The 20,708-nt window shown below is 58.9% G+C and carries 16 protein-coding genes and 1 pseudogene; 8 read left to right on the forward strand and 9 right to left on the reverse strand.

The features are described 5' to 3' along the window. Positions 1–113: 113 nt before the first annotated feature. Positions 114–1,667 carry a PLP-dependent aminotransferase family protein gene (locus tag WHX55_RS30505; protein WP_150753815.1) on the reverse strand — a complete coding sequence of 518 codons (1,554 nt, stop codon included), beginning with the start codon at positions 1,665–1,667 and terminating at the stop codon, positions 114–116. Positions 1,668–1,759: 92 nt separating this feature from the next. Here WHX55_RS30505 and WHX55_RS30510 point away from each other — a divergent pair, with 92 nt between their 5' ends. From WHX55_RS30510 to WHX55_RS30520, 3 genes are read left to right on the forward strand one after another with little or no spacing between them, the layout of a single operon-like run. Further along, entirely contained in the window at positions 1,760–2,383 is a 624-nt protein-coding gene (locus WHX55_RS30510) for an FMN-binding negative transcriptional regulator (protein WP_150757447.1), read from the forward strand. 10 nt (positions 2,384–2,393) lie between these two features. Beyond that, positions 2,394–2,840 (forward strand): GNAT family N-acetyltransferase, encoded by a 447-nt coding sequence (locus tag WHX55_RS30515; RefSeq protein WP_150757446.1) that lies wholly within the window; start codon positions 2,394–2,396, stop codon positions 2,838–2,840. 16 nt (positions 2,841–2,856) lie between these two features. Beyond that, positions 2,857–3,528, forward strand: coding sequence for a GNAT family protein (locus tag WHX55_RS30520; RefSeq protein ID WP_150757445.1), 672 nt, complete (start codon positions 2,857–2,859; stop codon positions 3,526–3,528). Positions 3,529–3,585: 57 nt separating this feature from the next. Here WHX55_RS30520 and WHX55_RS30525 read toward each other — a convergent pair whose 3' ends face one another. From WHX55_RS30525 to WHX55_RS30540, 4 genes are all read right to left on the reverse strand, one after another. Continuing rightward, entirely contained in the window at positions 3,586–3,864 is a 279-nt protein-coding gene (locus WHX55_RS30525; RefSeq protein WP_150753812.1) for a helix-turn-helix transcriptional regulator, read from the reverse strand. Continuing rightward, complete coding sequence (locus WHX55_RS30530) at positions 3,861–5,213, reverse strand: HipA domain-containing protein (RefSeq protein WP_150753811.1); 1,353 nt, start codon at positions 5,211–5,213, stop codon at positions 3,861–3,863. Before WHX55_RS30530 ends, WHX55_RS30525 begins: the two co-directional genes overlap by 4 nt. Before the next feature lie 316 nt (positions 5,214–5,529). Further along, a complete protein-coding gene (oadA, locus tag WHX55_RS30535) occupies positions 5,530–7,338 on the reverse strand; it encodes a sodium-extruding oxaloacetate decarboxylase subunit alpha (RefSeq protein ID WP_150757444.1) in 1,809 nt (602 codons plus the stop codon). Positions 7,339–7,349: 11 nt separating this feature from the next. Next, positions 7,350–8,765: an acetyl-CoA carboxylase biotin carboxylase subunit gene (locus WHX55_RS30540; RefSeq protein WP_008045577.1), complete on the reverse strand. Its 1,416-nt coding sequence runs from the start codon at positions 8,763–8,765 to the stop codon at positions 7,350–7,352. 190 nt (positions 8,766–8,955) lie between these two features. On the opposite strand from WHX55_RS30540, the gene WHX55_RS30545 reads away from it, so the two are divergent. Continuing rightward, a complete protein-coding gene (locus tag WHX55_RS30545) occupies positions 8,956–9,918 on the forward strand; it encodes a LysR family transcriptional regulator (protein WP_095943442.1) in 963 nt (320 codons plus the stop codon). Here the strand turns inward: WHX55_RS30545 and WHX55_RS30550 are convergent. The 3 genes from WHX55_RS30550 to WHX55_RS30560 all read right to left on the reverse strand — a co-directional run bounded on the left by WHX55_RS30550 (position 9,860) and on the right by WHX55_RS30560 (position 14,208). Next, on the reverse strand, positions 9,860–10,069 hold the full coding sequence (locus WHX55_RS30550) for a hypothetical protein (protein ID WP_046038865.1): 210 nt from the start codon (positions 10,067–10,069) through the stop codon (positions 9,860–9,862). The genes WHX55_RS30545 and WHX55_RS30550 overlap by 59 nt on opposite strands. A gap of 201 nt (positions 10,070–10,270) precedes the next feature. After that, complete coding sequence (gene hexR, locus WHX55_RS30555) at positions 10,271–11,137, reverse strand: transcriptional regulator HexR (RefSeq protein ID WP_007954250.1); 867 nt, start codon at positions 11,135–11,137, stop codon at positions 10,271–10,273. A 200-nt stretch (positions 11,138–11,337) separates the two neighbouring features. Then, complete coding sequence (locus tag WHX55_RS30560; protein WP_150753809.1) at positions 11,338–14,208, reverse strand: EAL domain-containing protein; 2,871 nt, start codon at positions 14,206–14,208, stop codon at positions 11,338–11,340. Between the two features lie 256 nt (positions 14,209–14,464). Between WHX55_RS30560 and uvrD the strand changes: the two genes are divergently transcribed. The 4 genes and pseudogenes from uvrD to WHX55_RS30580 all read left to right on the forward strand — a co-directional run bounded on the left by uvrD (position 14,465) and on the right by WHX55_RS30580 (position 18,668). Next, complete coding sequence (uvrD, locus tag WHX55_RS30565; protein ID WP_150724849.1) at positions 14,465–16,648, forward strand: DNA helicase II; 2,184 nt, start codon at positions 14,465–14,467, stop codon at positions 16,646–16,648. 129 nt (positions 16,649–16,777) lie between these two features. Continuing rightward, positions 16,778–17,011 (forward strand): annotated as a pseudogene (locus tag WHX55_RS30570) (EamA family transporter); the annotation flags it as partial. A 232-nt stretch (positions 17,012–17,243) separates the two neighbouring features. Further along, positions 17,244–18,122 carry a Tim44 domain-containing protein gene (locus WHX55_RS30575; RefSeq protein ID WP_150724848.1) on the forward strand — a complete coding sequence of 293 codons (879 nt, stop codon included), beginning with the start codon at positions 17,244–17,246 and terminating at the stop codon, positions 18,120–18,122. A 138-nt stretch (positions 18,123–18,260) separates the two neighbouring features. Beyond that, positions 18,261–18,668 carry an SMI1/KNR4 family protein gene (locus WHX55_RS30580; RefSeq protein ID WP_034149364.1) on the forward strand — a complete coding sequence of 136 codons (408 nt, stop codon included), beginning with the start codon at positions 18,261–18,263 and terminating at the stop codon, positions 18,666–18,668. Positions 18,669–18,690: 22 nt separating this feature from the next. Here the strand turns inward: WHX55_RS30580 and WHX55_RS30585 are convergent, their stop codons facing one another. After that, positions 18,691–20,454, reverse strand: coding sequence for a cation:proton antiporter (locus WHX55_RS30585; RefSeq protein ID WP_150753808.1), 1,764 nt, complete (start codon positions 20,452–20,454; stop codon positions 18,691–18,693). Positions 20,455–20,708 lie beyond the last annotated feature (254 nt).

The raw sequence follows: 20,708 nt of genomic DNA on the forward strand, positions 1-20,708 counted from the left end.
CCAGCTGTCATCAGGACCTGCGTTCGCGCAGGTCTTTTTTTGCCCGCGATATTTACTTATCGCAAACCGCACACCGATGCCCCCTCGCGAATGGACTGAACAGGCCGCCCGCTTCAGAGCACTTTCCACACCCTGCGCAACCGCTCCAATGCGGACTCGATCGCCTTTTCAGGTACGGCGGCAAAGCCCAGTACCAGTCCCGCACGTTGATCCGTCGGAGTCACGGACTCCGGCAGCCAATAACTGCTCAAGCCGTTGACCTCGACATCGACACTGCTCGCCAACTCGATCAGCTCGCGTTCACGGGCCACGCTGTCGACCGGCACCGTCATGTGCAGTCCCGCGGCGACGGTGGGCAGTTTGCCGATGCCTGGAATATCCAGCGGCCAACCATTGAGCAAGGTATTGCGCCGACTCAGCGCCGCGCGCCGCATGCGCCGAATGTGACGCTGGAAATGCCCGGCCGCCATGAACTCGGCCATCACCGCCTGGGTGCTGACTTCGGAGTGCCGTACGTCCACCGCGCGTCGTTGCGCAAAGGCCTGCACCAGCCCCGGCGGCAGCACCAGATAACCGAGACGCAACGCCGGAAACGCGACCTTGCCGAACGTGCCGACATACAACACCCGCCCGTGACGATCGAGCGCGGCCAAAGGCGCCAGTGGCGCGCCGCTGTAGCGGTACTCGCCATCGTAATCATCCTCGACGATCCAGCCTTGGGTGCGCTCGGCCCAGGCCAGCAACTCCAGGCGTCGCGCCAGGCTCATGACCACGCCGGTGGGATACTGGTGTGACGGCGTGACATAGGTCAGCCGACAATCATCGAGTGCTGACAGTTCGCTGCAATTGATGCCCTCGCTGTCCACCGCTACCCCGTGCAACCGCGCGCCCGCCACGGCGAAGGCATGACCGGCCGCCCGATACCCCGGATTTTCAATCGCCACCCCGTCACCGGGCTCCACCAGCAACTGTGCACAAAGGCTGATTCCCTGCTGCGCGCCACTGGTGATCAGAATTTGTTCAGCCGAGCACTGCATGCCGCGGGAACTGCGCAAATACGCGGCGATCATCCCGCGCAAGCGTGCATCGCCTGCCGGGTCGCCGTAGCACAGCTGTTGAAAATCCGGTTTGCGCCAGAAAGCCGCATTCAGCTTGGCCCAGACCTCGAATGGAAACAGGTCGAACGCCGGAACACCGACCCGAAATGCCCGGGGCGGACCGCTCGGCGGACTGGCCAAATGGTTGTTTTTGACCCGGGTCAACGGGTCGTTGTGGATAACTTTGCTGGATGGATCCACAGGTAAATCGAGCCAATTTGTGGATAAGGCTGTGGGTAAGCCTGTTGAAAACCCTGTGGATACTTTTGTGGATAGTTTTTTTGCCGGCACGGTTGCCTGGGGCAATTGCGCGACATAAGTCCCGTCGCCGACCCGCCCTTCAATAAACCCTTCGGCGTACAGCTGATCGTAGGCACGCACCACACTGTTGCGGGAAATCGCCAGCGCGGCTGCCAGATCACGACTGGCAGGCAGACGTGTACCGCTGGCCAGTCGCCCGTCCAACACACGCGTGCGCAATGCCTGGTAGAGCTGACGACTCAGCCCCTGGCGACGATCAAGTTCGATACCTGCGGGGTTGAAGGTCAGGGACAGTGGCTCGCTAGTCATCGCAATGGACCCATGAAATTGGTCATTAATGGCTCTTACAACAGACCAATAGCCTGCCTAGGATGCAGGCATTCGCCAAGGAAAATATCTCCATGTATACGCCGCGCGCTTTTGCCATCGACGAGTTGTCCCAACTGCATGAACTGATCCTCGCCACCCGTCTCGCCATATTGGTGACCCACGGTGAAAGCGGCCTGCAAGCCAGCCATGTACCGGTGCTGCTGCATTGCGAACAAGGCTCGAACGGCACGTTGTACGGGCATCTGGCCAAAGCCAATCCACAGTGGACAGACCTGCGCGACGGCGCCGAAGCCCTGCTGATTTTTGCCGGTGCCGACGCCTACGTCAGCCCTGGCTTCTACCCGAGCAAGGCCGAACACGGCAAAGTCGTGCCAACCTGGAACTACGTCGCCGTACACGCCTATGGCCGAGCCGAAACCTTCAGCGATGGCGGGCGGCTGCTCGACATCGTCAGCACCCTCACCGATCGTCATGAAGCTGGCCGCGCCCAACCGTGGTCAGTGGCCGATGCCCCCGCCGACTACATCGACGGCATGCTCAAGGCCATTGTCGGTTTCGCCATTCCCATCGACCGTCTGGAAGGCAAGCGCAAGCTCAGCCAGAACCGCAGCCCCGCCGACATCGCCGGCGTGCGCGAAGGCCTGGCCGCCAGCCCCGACGTCAACGACCAAACCCTCGCCCAATTGATGCGCTAAGGAAGTCACCATGAGTCAAATCGACATTCGCCAAGTCACCGCCGGTGATCACGCGGCCTGGTTGCCGCTGTGGCAAGCCTACCTGAGCTTCTACAACACCGAACTGGCGGATGCCGTCACCCAAAGCACTTGGCAGCGCATGCTCGATCCGAACGAGCCAACCCACGCCGCCCTCGCCTGGGCCGACGGCAAAGCGGTGGGCATGGTGCATTTCATCTACCATCGTTCGAACTGGGCCATCGAAAACTCCTGCTATCTGCAAGACTTGCTGGTGGTCCCGGAAACTCGAGGCACCGGCGTCGGCCGGCAATTGATCGAATTTGTCTACGCCACGGCCAAGGCCGACGGTTGCAACAAAGTCCACTGGCTGACCCACGAAACCAACGCCACCGCGATCCAGCTCTACGAGCGCATCGCTGAACGCCCCGGTTTCATCCAGTTTCGCAAAGCCATCTAGGTTCAAGGAGAACAGCATGTCGATTTCACTCGCCGACTGGAAAGGCGTCCCGGCCCCCACGACTCAACTGATCGAAGGGCGTTACATCCGCCTGGAAAAACTCGACCCTGCACGCCACGGCGACGGCCTGTACAAAGTCCTGCAAGGTCCCGGCGCCGACCCGAAGTTGTGGGACTACCTGCCTTACGGCCCCTTCCCGGAGCGCAGCGTCTTCAACGACTGGCTGAACAACCACGCGGTCAGCAGCGACCCGTATTTCTTCAGCGTGATCGACCGCGCCAGCGGCGAGGTCCAGGGCATTCTCAGCCTGATGTCCATCGTCCCGGCCCAGGGCCGCATCGAAATCGGCCACGTCACCTTCGGCGCGCCGATGCAGCGCTCGCCGAAAAGCACCGAGGCGGTTTACCTGTTGGCCAAGGAATCCTTTGCCCTGGGTTACCGTCGCCTGGAATGGAAATGCAATAACGCCAACGCCCGCTCCAAATACGCGGCCGAACGATTGGGCTTCAGTTTTGAGGGTGTGTTCCGCCAGCACATGGTGGTCAAGGGGCAAAATCGCGACACCGCGTGGTACTCGATTCTGGACTCGGAATGGCCGGCGATTGGCGCCGGGTTCGAGAAGTGGCTGAGCGATGAGAACCAGACGGCTTCGGGGCAGGTTAAAGGGTTGGTGGAGTGTCGCAGTTGACCATCTGAGCAATACCTGTGGCGAGCAAGCGGATTTCCTCGCCATAGCCATGCGGATTCAGCTGATATCACGCCGAATCCGCACCACCCCCATCTTCAATCCAAACGGCCTGAATACGGCGTTCAACGACTTTAGCGTCTGATTCCCTTCTCCGTGCTCGATATGCACCAGCGTACGCAGCGATATTTTGCACATTTTCGCAAATTGAGTCTGGCGCAGGCCGGTAACCTCAACTCGCAATCGGCGAACCGCTTCGCCAATTTCAAGAGTGCCCTGAGCTAAATCTTCTTGAATGCTTTCTATGAGCACTGTGCGCTCAGCAACAGTCATGCTCATTTCAAACCCCACTCTTTCAAACGTTGCTCCAGATTTTTCAATGCAATTTGCGGGTGATTCATGGTCGCGTCAGGCAGGCCGTTGGCAGCGAGAATATCGGGGAGCGCCATCAGACGATTTGCATCCTCACGCAGGCGCTCAAATGAATCCTGTACGTCACTCAAAGCGGCTAATGGATCTTCCGGGGCAGTGATGTCGGCCAATGTACGGCACACCCCACGCCAATTAACGTCACCCGCTCTCTCAAGTTCTTTTGGCCACTTGGTTGTGCGTGTCACACCTTCGTCATCCATCACCATGGGCGCCAGATCATAGATGGGTGCAAGGCGGAACGAGGTGTCATCACGGATGATTGCGGTATTGCGTCCGTGGTTATCCGAGTTACCGAGAATTTTGTTGATCAGATCCCGGCGCAGATAATCGGCAACGAGATTCGGAATCTGATCCGCCTGCCCCGTCTCGCGCCAAAGTCCTGCCAACAGCCGGAGAACGTCCATGTGATCCAAAGCGCTACCCGGAGTCGTAATGTTTGCCAGCGAGTAGATTGACTCCACGGCAAAGCGTTCGATTCCTTGGTCGGTCACTTGGCGGTCAAAACGCTGCATCCACAAGCTGGGCTTGGTCGCCTCCTCCAGCGCAAGCCCCTCGACTGCCACCGTCTCGATCCCTAGTGTCTGGAGGGCTTTGTAGTAGTGGTATTCGCTTCTCAGAATGACCTGATCAGTCGCTAATCCTTTATTGCGAGCAAATTTCACGAACCAATGCTGGGTGACGTCGGCGTCGTCCAGCACGGCGTCGGGATACAAAAGCCCGGCCTTGTTCCGGGCCAACAACAGCTTCGGAGCCTCGCCACCTGCACCTGTTGCCCCACCAATGGCTGCCCCTTGCTCATAGGCGTACTCGAGAAATCGATTATTGCGACTGACGACGTCCTGCCGCTCAAAACCTATCGGCTCACGCTGATCCACCGCTTCAGCAGATTCCTTGACCCGCATATTTCCAATCGGCGCCGGTGTGTTTCTCGCCAGCAGGTAGAGGTCTGCATTGACGTCTGCGGGCTTGTCTCTGCCTATATGCGCCAAAAGGAATTTTTTGGCGGCACCGGCAGGTGCTATGTCATGTACAAATGCTGGCGCGTTGGATCGTCTGCCATCCCAATCCAAAGGAAATCTTGCGCTCACCGCCTTGGCGAACGGAGTTCCAATATCCTCGTAATTTTCGAAAAGATATGATTGTTGGTAGCCAAAACTACAGCGACTTTCGAAGCCTTTTTCAGGGCTGTCGAAGCTCAGAACCATGGCGTCGTGCCAGTTTCCTGCCCAATAGATCTGTAAAGTCAGATCGTACATGACGTCACCACCTGCATTTAAATGCATAATTCTAAGACTAATTATTGCGATAGATGCAATATAGTGCACATAAAGAAAGCAGGTACAGCGGCAATGTGTATTTAAATGCAGATCCAATGACTTAAAAACAGAAAAATCGCAAAATAATGCAGATCCCACCAAGCCAATAATTCGAAAGCAACAAAGCCGGAAATTGTTTTACTGACGATGCAGGGGAGTTCGGCCGCGGACCAACACCTGATCGCCGAATGCTGGGCGAAAAAAAGGGGAGCACATGCCCCCCCGAGGTATAAAGCGTTGTATCGCGGCTGTTAACTCAGCCTTCGATCTCGATCAGAATCTCGCCCGGGTTCACCCGGTCGCCCTTGGCCACATGAATGGTGGTGACTTTACCGGCGATGGCTGCCTGGACTTCGGTTTCCATCTTCATCGCTTCGGTGATCAACACAGCCTGACCCGCCTTGACGGTGTCGCCCTCCTTGACCAGCACGTCGACGATGTTGCCCGGCATGGTGGTGCTGACGTGACCCGGTGCAGTGGCTTGCTTGCGCTTGCTGCTGCCGCCACCGACGAATTCGTTGAGCGGTTCGAACACCACTTCTTCCGGCATGCCGTCGATGGACAGGTAGAAGTGACGCTTGCCTTCGGCCTTGACGCCCACACCAGTAATGTCGACGCGGTAGGTTTCGCCGTGAACGTCGATGACGAACTCGGTCGGTACGCCTTCGCCACCAGCCGAGGCGACGCCACCGGCTTCAGGAATCGGCAGCAACACTTCAGGTGTCAGAGTCCCAGCGGCGCGTTCTTCGAGGAACTTGCGACCGATGTCCGGGAACATGGCGAAGGTCAGCACGTCTTCTTCGGACTTGGCCAGTGCGCCGATGTCGGCACGCAGCTTGGCCATTTCCGGCTTGAGCAGATCGGCCGGGCGAACGTCGATCACTTCTTCGCTGCCGATGGCCTGGCGACGCAGTTGTTCGTTCACGGTGCCCGGCGCCTTGCCGTAGCCGCCTTGCAGGTACAGCTTCACTTCGTTGGTGATGGTCTTGTAGCGCTCGCCGGCCAGCACGTTGAAGAACGCCTGGGTGCCGACGATCTGCGAAGTCGGGGTCACCAGCGGTGGGAAGCCGAGGTCTTCTCGAACCCGCGGGATTTCGGCCAGCACTTCGCTCATGCGATTCAGTGCGCCCTGCTCTTTCAACTGGTTGGCCAGGTTGGAAATCATCCCGCCCGGTACCTGGTTGACTTGAACACGGGTGTCGACGGCGGTGAATTCGCTTTCGAACTGGTGGTACTTCTTGCGCACAGCGTAGAAGTACAGGCCGATCTCTTGCAGCAGCTCCAGGTTCAGGCCGGTGTCGAACTCGCTGCCTTTAAGGGCGGCGACCATCGACTCGGTGCCCGGGTGGCTGGTGCCCCAGGCGAAGCTGGAGATCGCGGTGTCGATGTGATCGGCGCCGTTTTCGATGGCCTTCATTTGGCACATCGCGGCCAGGCCAGCGGTGTCGTGGGAGTGAATGAACACGGGCAGCGACTGCTCGGCTTTCAGAGCCTTGACCAGTTCGCCGGTGGCGTATGGGGTCAGCAGGCCGGCCATGTCCTTGATCGCCACCGAGTCGCAACCCATGGCTTCCATTTGCTTGGCCTGGTTCACGAAGGCCTCGATGGTGTGCACCGGGCTGGTGGTGTAGGCGATGGTGCCCTGGGCGTGTTTGCCGGAGGCTTTCACCGCTTCGATGGCCACGCGCAGGTTACGCACGTCGTTCATGGCGTCGAAGATGCGGAACACGTCGATGCCGTTGACCGCTGCCTTGGCGACGAAGGCTCTGACCACGTCGTCGCTGTAGTGGCGGTAGCCCAGCAGGTTCTGGCCGCGCAACAGCATTTGCAGGCGGGTGTTAGGCAGCGCGGCGCGCAACTGGCGCAGACGCTCCCACGGATCTTCTTTCAGGAAACGTACGCAGGCATCGAACGTCGCGCCACCCCAGCACTCCAGCGACCAGTAGCCGACTTTGTCGAGCTTGTCGCAGATCGGCAGCATGTCTTCAGTGCGCATGCGGGTCGCGAGCAGCGATTGGTGGGCGTCGCGCAGGATCGTGTCGGTAACGTGGATTTGCTTGCTCATTGTTCTATTCCTCACAGGCCTGCGTGGGCGGCGATGGCGGCGGCGATGGCCAGGGCCAGCTCTTCGGGTTTGCGCTTGATCGAGTAGTTGGTCAGTTCAGGGTGGCTTTCAACGAAGCTGGTGTTGAACTGGCCGCTACGGAATTCCGGGTTACGCAGGATTTCCTGGTAGTAAGCAGCGGTGGTCTTGACCCCTTGCAGACGCATGTCGTCCAGGGCGCGCAAGCCACGGTCCATCGCCTCTTCCCAGGTCAGCGCCCACACCACCAGTTTCAGGCACATCGAGTCGTAGTACGGCGGGATGGTGTAGCCGGTGTAGATCGCCGTGTCGGTACGCACGCCAGGACCGCCGGGGGCGTAGTAACGGGTGATCTTGCCGAAGCTCGGCAGGAAGTTGTTTTTCGGGTCTTCGGCGTTGATCCGGAATTGCAGGGCGAAACCACGGTGGTGGATGTCTTCCTGTTTCACCGAAAGCGGCAGGCCGGAGGCAATGCGAATCTGCTCGCGGACAATGTCGATGCCGGTGATTTCTTCGGTGATGGTGTGCTCCACCTGCACCCGGGTGTTCATCTCCATGAAGTACACCTCGCCTTCGGCGAGCAGGAACTCCACGGTGCCGGCGTTCTCGTAACCCACGGCCTTCGCTGCGCGCACCGACAGGTCGCCGATGTAGGCGCGCTGTTCCGGGGTCAGTTGCGGGCTCGGGGCGATCTCGATTAGCTTCTGGTTACGGCGCTGGATCGAGCAGTCACGCTCGAACAGGTGCACCACGTTGCCGAAGCTGTCGCCAAGAATCTGTGCTTCGATATGCTTCGGATTAACGATGCATTTTTCCAGGAACACTTCCGCAGAACCAAAAGCCTTGGTGGCTTCGGAAATCACCCGTGGGAAAGCCTGTTCGAGCTCTTCGCGGCTGTTGCAGCGACGAATGCCGCGGCCGCCACCACCAGAAGTGGCCTTGAGCATCACCGGGTAACCGATGCGATCGCCTTCGGTCAGGGCTTCTTCGATGCCCGACACGTTGCCTTCAGTGCCCGGGGTCACCGGTACGCCGGCCTTGATCATGCTGCGGCGGGCTTCGGTCTTGTCGCCCATGCGGCGAATGACTTCAGCCGACGGGCCAATGAACTTGATCCCGCGTTCGGCGCAGATCTCCGCCAGCTCGGCGTTTTCCGAAAGGAAGCCATAGCCGGGGTGCAGTGCATCGCAACCGGTTTCCACCGCCAGGTTCACCAGCTTGCGCGGGTTCAGGTAACCGGCCAGCGGTTCGGCACCAATGCTGTGGGCCTCGTCCGCACGCTTGACGTGCAAGGCATGACGGTCGGCGTCGGAGTAGATCGCGACCGAGCGAATGCCCATTTCGGCGCAGGCACGTACGATTCGTACGGCAATCTCACCACGGTTGGCGATCAGGATCTTTGTTATCACTTGGAGTTTCCCTTGAGCCGGTGGTACCCACGACCTGCTAGACCAGGTCGACGAGTGACCAAATGTTTCAATTTGGTCGCAGGTCCACACTAGCGCCCACAAGGGATTAACAAAAATGAATAAAAATTGGGTCGTGCATAAGTAAAGACTTATAGTTGATTCACCAGCCAGCGACGAGAGCGACCAGATAATGCGTAAGTCATTGATGCGTATGACTTTGCGGCAATTGCAGATCTTCAACGAGGTCTGTGATTTGCGTTCCTACAGCCGCGCGGCCGAGGAAATGTCGCTCACACAACCTGCCGTCAGCCTGCAGATTCGTCAACTTGAAGAGCTGATTGGTCAGCCTTTGTTCGATTACGTCGGCAAAAAACTCTACATGACCGAAGCGGCTGAAGCGTTACAGCGGGCCAGTCGGGATATTTTCGGGCGCCTGGAAAACCTCGACATGCAGCTGTCGGACATGCAGGGCTCGCTGCAGGGGCAACTGAAACTGGCGATTGAATCCAGCGCCAAATACTTCGTGCCGCATCTGTTTGCCGCATTCAAACGCCAGCACCCGGAAGTGAACCTGCAACTGACGGTGGTCAATCGCGGCCAAGTCATTCGACGTCTGTCGGACAACCGCGACGACCTGGTGATCATGTCCATGGTGCCTCAGGACATGGGCCTGGAATTCCTGCCGTTCCTGAACAACCCGATCGTCGCCGTGGCGCCACCGGATCACCCGCTGTGTCATATGGGGCCGCTGCGCCTGCAGGATCTCGAGCCCTACACACTGCTGCTGCGTGAGCCAGGCTCCGGGACGCGGCTGGCGTGCGAAGAATATTTCAAAGAGAAGCGCGTGCACTTCAACCAGACCCAGGAGGTCTCGTCTGCCGAAGCTCAGCGTGAATGTGTACTGGCAGGCCTGGGCGTTGCGCTGTTGACGCGCCACGCCCTGAGCCTTGAGCTGGCAACCGGTGGGCTGATCGAGCTACCGGTCGAAGAGCTGCCACTGTTTCGCAGTTGGTGCCTGGTGCAGGCCAAGGCGAAACGCCTGTCACCGGTGGCTCACGCCTTCCTGGCGTTTATCCGTAGCGAACGGCTTCAGATCAGCGCGCTGGTTGAGCGTTTCGACGGGACGCCGAGGGAGATGCCTGCCAGAAGTTGAGTTCCAACTCCGGAAAATCGCCAATTTCGGCCAGAAGCTGACGGCGTTCGCAGCGATCTTCGATGGCGCGGCGGAATTCCATGCGGCGCTGATCTTCTTGCTGACGACGGGTTTTGACAGCGCTGTTGCGTTCTTCGTAGGGCATGGCCATTTCGAGTCTCCCAAGGCGAGTACGGGAGTTTCAAGATAGGCGCGAGGGATGACGGTTTGGCGGCTTGGGTGTTACAGACTGATGAAAATTGCGGTGTATTCGAGGCCGCCATCGCGAGCAAGCTCGCTCCCACAGGAGATCGCGGTCAAAGGTGGGAGCGAGCCTGCTCGCGATTAAGGTCGGAACGACCTTACGACGACGTCAGTCGTCCAGCGCTTTCACCGACTTGGGCGACAACCGCAAGCTGCGCAGGCTGCGCTTGACGCTCTTGAGGTGGTTGACCAGGCTCGGGCCGCGCGCCATGGCCACGCCCATCGCCAGCACGTCAATCACCACCAGGTGGGCGATACGCGAAGTCAGCGGCGTATAGATTTCAGTGTCTTCATGCACATCGATCGCCAGATTGACCGTAGACAGCTCGGCCAATGGCGTCTGGCTCGGGCACAGGGTGATCAACGAGGCACCGCTTTCGCGCACCAGGTTGGCAGTGATCAGCAGGTCCTTTGAACGCCCGGACTGGGAAATGCAGATCGCCACGTCGGTTGGCTTGAGCGTCACAGCCGACATCGCCTGCATGTGCGGGTCGGAATATGCCGCAGCAGTGAGCAGCAAGCGGAAGAATTTGTGCTGGGCGTCCGCCGCGACCGCACCCGAGGCACCAAAGCCATAGAACTCGACACGTTGGGCCTGGGACATGAGCGTCACCGCCCGCTGCAATTCCAGCGGATCGAGCTTCTCGCGAACCTCCATCAACGTATGCAGGGTGGTGTCGAAGATTTTCAGGCTGTAATCGGCGACCGAATCGTCTTCGTGAATCGCAAACTGGCCAAAACTCGCACCCGCCGCCAGGCTCTGGGCCAGCTTCAGCTTCAGGTCCTGAAAGCCGGAACAACCGATGGCACGGCAAAAACGCACGATGGTCGGTTCGCTGATGCCCACGCTGTGGGCCAGGTCGGCCATGGAGCTGTGCATCACGGCCGCAGGATCAAGCAGCACGTGGTCGGCGACCTTGAGCTCCGACTTGCGTAACAGGTGGCGAGACTGGGCGATGTGTTGCAGCAGATTCAAGGGGCTGGACTCTTTGTTATTGGCAGGTGCCGGGGATGTAGCACGCTTGTAGTTATACTACATGAATCGGCTTTTTGCCTGCTCAATGCGTTACCGAATCCCTCGATTTCAGGTGCCCGCGCTTGATGTAGCACTCATGACGCATGCCCAGGTGCGCCAGGTGCGCGCTTTAAAGGACAAAAGCACCTTACGTATCCTCGTCAGCTTGCAGCTTGCGCGTGCAGCAAACCGGCCAACGTCTCGGCCTCGACCGGGCGGCTGATCAAATAGCCCTGTACTTCATCGCAGCGCTCGGCTTTGAGGAACTCAAGCTGCTCTTCCCGCTCCACCCCTTCCGCCACGACCTTCAGCTTCAGGCCGTGAGCCATGGCAATAATGGCCCGGGTAATCGCCGCGTCTTCGCTGCCCTCCCCCAAGCCACGGATAAACGCCTGATCAATCTTCACGTAATCCACCGGGATGCGCTTGAGGTAGCTCAGGGATGAATAACCAGTGCCAAAATCGTCAATGGCCAGTTTCACCCCAAGATCACGCAACTGCTGGAACGTCGCGATGATGTGTTCAACGCTGTCCAGCAACTGGCTTTCGGTGAGCTCCAGCTCCAGCAGTTGCGGCGCCAGCCCGGTCTCTTCCAGCACCTGGCGCACCAGACTGACCAGCTTGCCCTGGCGCAATTGATGCACCGACAGATTGACCGACACCCGAATCGCTTCCAGCCCCTGCCGTTGCCACTCACAGGCTTGCCAGCAGGCCTGACGCAGTACGAACTCACCGATCGGGCCGATCAATCCGGTTTCTTCAGCCAGGCCGATGAAATCCCCCGGCGGCACGCGGCCCATGGTCGGATGATCCCAACGCACCAAGGCTTCGGCGGCATTCAATTTGCCAGTGGCCAGGCACAGTTTCGGTTGGTAAAACACCTTCAGCTGCCTGTCTTCGATGGCTTTGCGCAAGTAGTTTTCCAGCTGTAAACGCTCCAGCGTGCTGGCTTGCAAACTGTCGGTGTAAAACTGGAAATTATTACCACCCAGGTGTTTGGCGTGCTGCATCGCCATATTCGACTGACTGACCAGTGCAGAAATTTCCCGGGCGCTGTCCGGCAACAAGCTGATGCCCATCGACACGCTGACCACCAGCTCATGCCCCTCAATGGTCACCGGCAGACGCAACTTGTTCGCCAGACGAGTCGCCACCCGGGCCAGGCTCGAAAGGTTGCCGTAGGAGTTGAACAACACGGCAAACTCATCCCCGGAAAGGCGCGCAATGGTGTCTGCTTCAGGCAATGCATTCACCAACCGCCGGGCCATCTTCTGCAACAACTGGTCGGCGACTTCATGCCCCAGGCTGTCGTTGAGTTGCTTGAACCGATCGAGATTGATGTGCAGCAACGCCAGGCTGCGATAACCGCCCTGTCGCACTCGTTGATGAGCCTCGCTGAGTCGTTCGCGAAACATCGCGCGGTTGGCCAGACCGGTAAGCTCGTCGTAATGGGTCAGATAGCGCATGCGCTCTTCGGATTCTCGGCGGGCCGAGAGATCGGCGAAGAAGCCCACAATATGACTCACATTTCCCCGGGTATCGCGCACGGCATTCAGTTGCAGCCATTGCGGATACATCTCGCCGTTCTTGCGGGTTTCCACCAATTCGCCCTGCCAACTGCCCTGCTGTTCCAGCGCCTGATGAATTACCGCGTAATGCCGACGCGCATCGCGACTGCATGGCAACTCAATGACATTGCGTCCGATCATGTCCTCGATGTCATAGCCGGTCACCCGACTGAAGGCCTGATTGATCGCGATCAGGACGTAGTTCGGGTCGAAAATCACGATCCCTTCGCTGGCCGCCTCGAACACGGTCGCCGCCAGTTGCCGCTGCTCTTCCAGGCCTTTGCTGGCGCTGATATCGCGGCGAGTGCCGACCATGCGAATCACCCGACCGTTCTTGGCGCGCTCAACCGCCCGCCCGCGGTCCTCGATCCAGACCCAGTGGCCGTCGCCATGCCGCACGCGATACTCGATTTGATAGTCCTCGGTGCGGCCCTTCAAATGCTCGACCAACGCCCTTTTCAGCGCAGGAAGATCCTCGGGGTGAAGGCGCGGCTTGAGGTGACGCAATATCGCCGTGACCTGTTCCGGCTCCAGGCCGAACAATTCCTGAATCTGTGTGTGATGGACTTCGTCGGTTTGCAGATTCCAGTCCCACAACCCCAACTCGCTGGCCTTCAATGCCAGCGCCAGGCGCGCCTCACTCTTGCTCAGTGCCTGATTGGCGGCATCCAGTTCCAGGCTGCGCTGAGCAACACGGTTTTCCAGGTCGATCTGGATTTCTCGCAATTCGGTTTCGGCACGCCGGCGCTGTTCAATCTCCTTGGCCAACTTCTGATTGAGCTGGTCACTGCAGCTTTGCGCCTGCTGTAGGTGCTCGATCAGTGCCTGATTCTGAAAGCGTCGCATCAAGCCCCGATCGATCAATCGATTGACTTGCCAGGCAACCACGCTCAATGCACCTAGCAGAATCAGCCCGAACCAGCCCCAACCTTGCTGCTGTTCGTCAGCTCCCCAAAACATATAGGCGATGGCCGGCAACAGGCAGGGCAAGGTAAATGACAGAAAGGCCGGCAAACTGACCGCATAAGCCACGCTGGCCGAGAGCGCTGCGGCACCAATGAGGCCGAAGACCCAGGCTTGCTGAATGAAGTTATCGGCGGGAACCAGGGCGATGCCGGCACCGGCCAGGGTCAGACCGGTGAGGCCGGAGCCCAGCAAAAACATCCGTCGCCAAATGGGATGGGCCTGACGGTTGGGAATGGCCGAATCGAAGGCTGCGACCTGAATCACCCGCAATGCCACCAAAGACAACAACCACACCAGCCAGACACTGACCAGGAAATAGCGCTGCGGGCTCCAGAGCAAACCGGCACAGACCAGGCCATTGATCAGCATGAATAACGTGGGCAGCAGCGAGCCTTGATACAACAGGCGCGTGCGTTCGACCGCCATTTCCATGGCGTACTGTTTACGGATCTCCCGGGGCTCCACAGTGGGGCCCGACAGGTCGAAGCTGAGAGTCATAGGCGATGTTCTTGTTCTTATAATGATGAGCATGGGCCCGAAACTGCTCGGAGCATACACAAGCAATTGCCCGGACCAAACTGCTGCTGATCAATAAATCGCCAAATATTTCAGCCGCCGATGCCCCTGAAAATGCTGAGGGCACGCCCCGCCAACGCCTGCAGCCGATGACTGACCGGTCGCCCTTCGCATAACTTTCATCGGTTAAAGCGAAGCGGGGTTTGCCCGGTGTGTCGCGGCCCCCTAGAATGCCCCGATGCGCGATGATCTCTCCCTTCTGCTGAACTCCCTCAACGATGCCCAACGCCAGGCTGTAGCAGCCTCCGTGGGTCGTCAGTTGGTCCTGGCCGGTGCTGGTTCCGGTAAAACCCGAGTGCTGGTGCACCGTATCGCCTGGTTGATCCAGGTCGAAAACGCCTCGCCCCACTCCATCCTGTCGGTGACCTTCACCAACAAGGCCGCTGCCGAGATGCGCCAGCGCATCGAGCAGCTTATGGGTATCAACCCGGCCGGCATGTGGGTCGGTACCTTCCACGGCCTGGCGCACCGCTTGTTGCGGGCGCACTGGCAGGAAGCGGGCTTAAGCCAGACGTTCCAGATTCTCGACAGCGATGACCAGCAGCGGTTGGTCAAGCGGGTGATCCGCGAGCTCGGCCTGGACGAACAGCGCTGGCCGGCCCGTCAGGCCCAATGGTTCATCAACGGCCAGAAAGACGAAGGCCTGCGCCCGCAACACATCCAGGCCAGTGGCGACCTGTTCCTGGCGACCATGCGCGGTATCTATGAAGCCTACGAGGCTGCTTGCCTGCGTGCGGGCGTCATCGACTTCTCCGAATTGCTGCTGCGCGCCCTCGATCTGTGGCGCGATCACCCAGGCCTGCTCGCTCACTACCAAAAGCGCTTCCGGCACATTCTGGTGGACGAGTTCCAGGACACCAACGCCGTGCAATACGCCTGGCTGCGCCTGCTGGCCAAGGGTGGCGACAGCCTGATGGTCGTAGGCGACGATGACCAGTCGATCTACGGCTGGCGCGGCGCGAAAATCGAGAACATCTACCAGTATTCCGAAGACTTCCCGGACGCCGAAACCATTCGCCTGGAGCAAAACTATCGCTCCACCGCCGGCATCCTGAAGGCTGCCAACGCCTTGATCGCCAACAACACCGGGCGCTTGGGCAAAGAGCTGTGGACAGACGGCGGCGACGGCGAAGCGATCAACCTGTACGCCGCCTTCAACGAGCACGACGAAGCACGCTACGTTGTCGAAACCATCGAAAGTGCGCTGAAAACCGGCTTGTCTCGCAGCGATATCGCGATTCTGTACCGTTCCAACGCCCAATCGCGGGTTCTGGAAGAAGCCTTGCTGCGCGAGCGCATTCCCTACCGTATCTATGGCGGACAGCGCTTCTTCGAACGCGCCGAAATCAAGAACGCCATGGCCTACATGCGCTTGCTCGAAGGCCGCGGTAACGATGCCGCGCTGGAACGGGTCATCAACGTGCCGGCCCGTGGCATCGGCGAGAAAACCGTTGAAGCGATCCGCGACCATGCGCGCCACAGCGATGTGTCGATGTGGGAAGCGATGCGCCAATTGGTAGCCAACAAAGGCCTGACCGGTCGTGCGGCCGGTGCCTTGGGCGCGTTTATCGAGTTGATCGAGAACCTCGCCGCCAAGTGCATGGAAATGCCACTGCACCTGATGACCCAGACCGTCATCGAGCAGTCGGGGCTGATCGCCTATCACGAAGCGGAAAAAGGCGAGAAAGGCCAGGCCCGGGTAGAAAACCTTGAGGAACTGGTCAGCGCCGCGCGCAACTTCGAAAACAGCGAAGAAGACGAAGACCTGACGCCATTGGCAGCGTTCCTCGGTCACGCGTCGCTGGAGGCCGGCGATACCCAGGCCGACGAGCACGAAGACAGCATTCAATTGATGACCCTGCACAGCGCCAAGGGCCTGGAATTCCCTTACGTGTTCCTGGTGGGCATGGAAGAAGGCCTGTTCCCGCACAAGATGAGCCTGGAAGAGCCCGGCCGCCTTGAGGAAGAGCGGCGTCTGGCCTACGTAGGCATCACCCGGGCCATGCAGAATCTGGTGATGACCTTTGCCGAAACCCGACGCCTTTATGGCAGCGAGACCTACAACAAGGTGTCGCGTTTCGTACGCGAAGTTCCGAAAGGCCTGATTCAGGAGGTGCGGTTGTCCAACAGCGTCAGCCGTCCATTTGGTGGCAACCAGTCGATGAGTGGCAGCAACCTGTTCAGCGGCAGCGAGATTCCGCAGACCGGCTTCAGCCTCGGCCAGACCGTACGCCACTCGGTGTTTGGCGATGGCGTGATCCTCAACTTCGAAGGCGCCGGGGCCCAGGCCCGGGTGCAGGTGAACTTCAGCGAAGGCAGCAAGTGGCTGATGTTGGGTTACGCCAAACTGGAAGCTATTTAAGGTCGCACTGACTGTTTTTCTGTGGGAGCGAGCCTGCTCGCGAAGAACGATGACGCGGTGTTTCAGAGACACCGTGATATTCCCATTCGCGAGCAGGCTCGCTCCCACAGGTTGACCTGACTAAAGGCGCTGAAAAATGGGCTCAAGCTTTTTTCCTCCTGGACATTCTGGGTCCTGTTATCGGCAGCATTCGCCGCAATAACCGCCATTTTCGCGAAAGTTAGCATCGAAAACGTCAACTCCGACTTCGCCACCCTGCTACGTACGATAGTGGTATTGGTCAGCCTGGCCTTGATTTTGTACGCCACGGGCCAATATCAGTCATTGGGATCGATCTCTGCGAAGAGCTACCTGTTCCTGCTGGAGGAATCGGCCTGATCACGGCCGGGGTGGTCATGCTGGCTCTGCGACGCTAGGCAAGCGTCCTACAAGCCCTGTCCACTCATCTGACAGATCAAAGTCAAAAGGCCTTCTTGCACTGACTGGAGCTGAACACGACCTGTCAGGCAAAAGCCCGAAACACTCTGCCGCTAGCCAGTAACACTTCACCTGTGCAACATGGCGCGCGTGCCTTCCACAAATGGGAATTCCCTTTATGAAACGTTTTCTTAGCATCGCCATGGCGTTGTGCATCGGCCTGACGATGAGTCTCGACGTCAATGCCGCCAAGCGCTTCGGTGGTGGCAAAAGCGCAGGCGCTGCGCCGACTCACCAGACCAGCCAGATGGCTCCTTCTTCTCCAGGCATGGGCGGCGCTGCGGCGACCGCGGGTGCTGCCGGTGCCGCTGGCGCCGCTGCCAAGGCCGGTGGCGCTTCGCGCTGGCTCGGCCCACTGGCCGGTATCGCGGCCGGTGGCCTGCTGGCATCCATGTTCATGGGTGACGGCTTCCAGGGCATGCAGATCCTCGACATCCTGATCATGGCCGTCATTGCGTTCCTGGTCTTCCGCTTTATCGCCGCCCGTCGTCGCAAGCAGCAGGAGCAGTACGCTCCGGCCGGCCACGCGCCGATGCAACGTGAGGCGTTCGAACAAAAGCCTGCCGGCGGTTCGATCTTCGGTGGTTCGGCAGCGCCTGTTGCCGCTCGCCCAGTGATCAATGCGCCAGCCTGGTTCAACGAAAGAAACTTCGTCGAAGCGGCACGCAATCACTTCCAGTCCCTGCAACAGCACTGGGACGCCAACGAAATGGACAAGATCACCGAGTTCGTGACCCCGCAAATGCTGGAGTTCCTCAAGCGTGAGCGTGCTGACCTGGGTGACGGTTTCCAGTCCACCTACATCGATAACCTCAATGTACAGCTGGACGGTGTAGACGATCGCGCCGACAAGACCATTGCCACCCTGACTTTCACTGGCGTGTCGAAAACCTCGCGTTTCGACCAGGGCGAAGTCTTCAGCGAAAGCTGGAACATGGAACGTGCACAGGGCGAAAACCAGCCTTGGCTGGTAGCTGGTATCCGCCAGAACGGCTGATCCCGCGCAGAGCTTCATCTGCTGTAAACAAAACCCCAGCCCTGGCTGGGGTTTTCTATTTCGCGGTTGCATCTATAGCAAGCTACTGTATAAACCGCCCCATATAAACCGCGCCATACAAGCAAGAGGATCCCGGACGTGGAAGAAATCATCGAACAACTGCGTGAAGCCAACGAACCGGTACCGGTCCCCTTGGAGTTGCCCGACGAAGACATGCTGGTCGAAATCGAAGAACAACTGTTCATCGACATACCCTTCGTCTTCAGAGAGTTTCTGCTGACCGTCAGCGACGTTGTCTACGGCAGCCTGGAACCGGTCACCGTGACCGACCCGCAATCCCACACCTACCTGCCCGACGTTGCCGCCAACGCTTGGGACGCCGGCGTCGATCGCAGCCTGATCCCGATCTGCCAGGACGGTGACGATTACTACTGCGTCGAAGAAGACGGCACCGTGGTGCTTTGGCAGGCCGAAGAAGAGCTGATCGCCGAAGAGACCTGGGAGTCGGTTTGGCACTGGGCACGGGACGTCTGGCTGGAAAGCTGATCCAGTCAACGCCGCTGGGTGGTCAATGCCCGGACGACTCCTTGTGATTGTCGAGGGTTTCCAGCAACGCCACCTGCATCCGCGTATGCACACGAATGAACCAGCGCCATAGCAGCGCCGCCACGGCGGCCGCGACCACGGCGATCAGTACCAGCAACTTGTTGGTCGGCAGAATACTGGCCGACAAGGCTGCCAACAGCAAAAAGATCACCAGCAGCGACAAGATCGGGATCACTTCGGCGATCACCCGGCGCACTCGCTGCGTGTGGCGCCCGGCCATCTCCGGCTTCACGCCCATTTCCGCCAGCAACATCGACAGCGCTTTTAGCTTGCGGTAGGCCGCAATCAAAAAAGGCAGCGACAACAACAGTGCCCCACCCCAGATCAATGCCTTTTGCCAGCTCGGATCACTGATCCAGCCTTGCAGGTAAGCCGACATACGTTCGGCGAAGTACGCGCCCGAAAAGAAGATTGCGATCACCAGCGCCAGATTGACCCCCACCTGCAGCAATATCCTGCGAATCATGGATGCCAGTAACGCGCCCTCACCCTGAGGCTGGATGCTGCGCAACCATTCGCCGTACATCCCCAACACCCGTCCCAGGCGTTCTGGCATGACGCCGGCGAGCTTGATCGACAATGGATCAGCCGCGCGAATCAGATAAGGCGTCAGTAATGTGGTGATCACCGAAACCGCCACAGCCACGGGGTATAAAAAGTTACTGGTGACCTGCAAGGTCATGCCCAGTGCCGCGATGATGAAAGAAAATTCGCCAATCTGTGAAAGACCCATCCCGACTCGCAGTGAGGTGCGTCCGTCATTGCCGGCGATAAATGCACCAAGGCCGCAGGACAACATCTTGCCGAGCACCACGGCTACCGTGATCACCGCAATCGGCCATGCGTATTGCAGCAGGATCTTCGGGTCGAGCATCAGCCCGATCGCCACAAAGAAAATCGCACTGAACAGGTCGCGAACCGGTTCAATCAAACGCTCGATTTTCAGCAGTTGCCGGGATTCCGCCATGATCGCGCCGATCAGGAATGCCCCGAGGACCATGCTGTATTCAAGCTTGACCACCAGCAGGCAGAAGCCAAAACACAGGCCCAGCACCGTGATCAGCAGCATTTCGTTGCTTTCGAACCTGGCGACGTAAGCCAGCAGCCGCGGCACCATCAGGATGCCAATGACCAACGCGACGATCATGAACAGCGACAGTTTGCCGACCGTGGAAAACACTTCGCCGGAGCTGACCGTACCGCTGACCGCGATGCTGGACAGTAGCGCGATGATGCCGATGCCCAGAATGTCCTCGACGATCAGCACTCCGAATATCAACTGGGCAAATCGCTCGTTCTTCAGCTTCAGATCATTGAGCGCCTTGACGATGATGGTGGTCGAGGAAATCGCCAGAATCGCGCCAAGGAACAGTGAGTCCATGGTGTTCCAGTCGAACCAGCGACCAATCTCGTAGCCGATCCAGATCATCAGCACGATTTCCAGGAATGCCGCAATGAACGCCGTGGCACCGACCTTGAACAACTTGCGCAGGCTGAACTCCAGGCCCAGGCAGAACATCAGGAATATCACCCCGAGTTCGGCCAGGGTCTTGATGGTTTCTTCGTCATGGATCAGGCCGAATGGCGGGGTGTGCGGGCCAATGATGAAACCGGCGACGATGTATCCCAGCACCACCGGTTGTTTCAGCCGATGGAAGACCACGGTTACCACACCTGCGATCAACATGATCACTGCCAGATCCTGAATGAAACTGATGGCATGCATGGCGTGAGACTCCCTGGATGGTATTGCTCGATCCCCGGACGCAGGAAAAGTCTGATCGAGCAGAACAAAAATCGGAATTGCACGTAGGAAATGCCCTTGAGGCAGGGCTTTTTGCAGGGTAACACCGCGACTTCTGGCAGAAAGGCGGTGCAATATATGGAAACAGATCGATCCGGCGTGACGGCGACCCCGCACCCGGCGTCCCGATAACTGATGGTTTGAAAAAACCGCCGAGGCACCCGCAGAGGTGCATC

This window comes from Pseudomonas fluorescens (genome assembly GCF_040448305.1).
Taxonomy (GTDB): Bacteria; Pseudomonadota; Gammaproteobacteria; order Pseudomonadales; family Pseudomonadaceae; genus Aquipseudomonas; species Aquipseudomonas fluorescens_BH.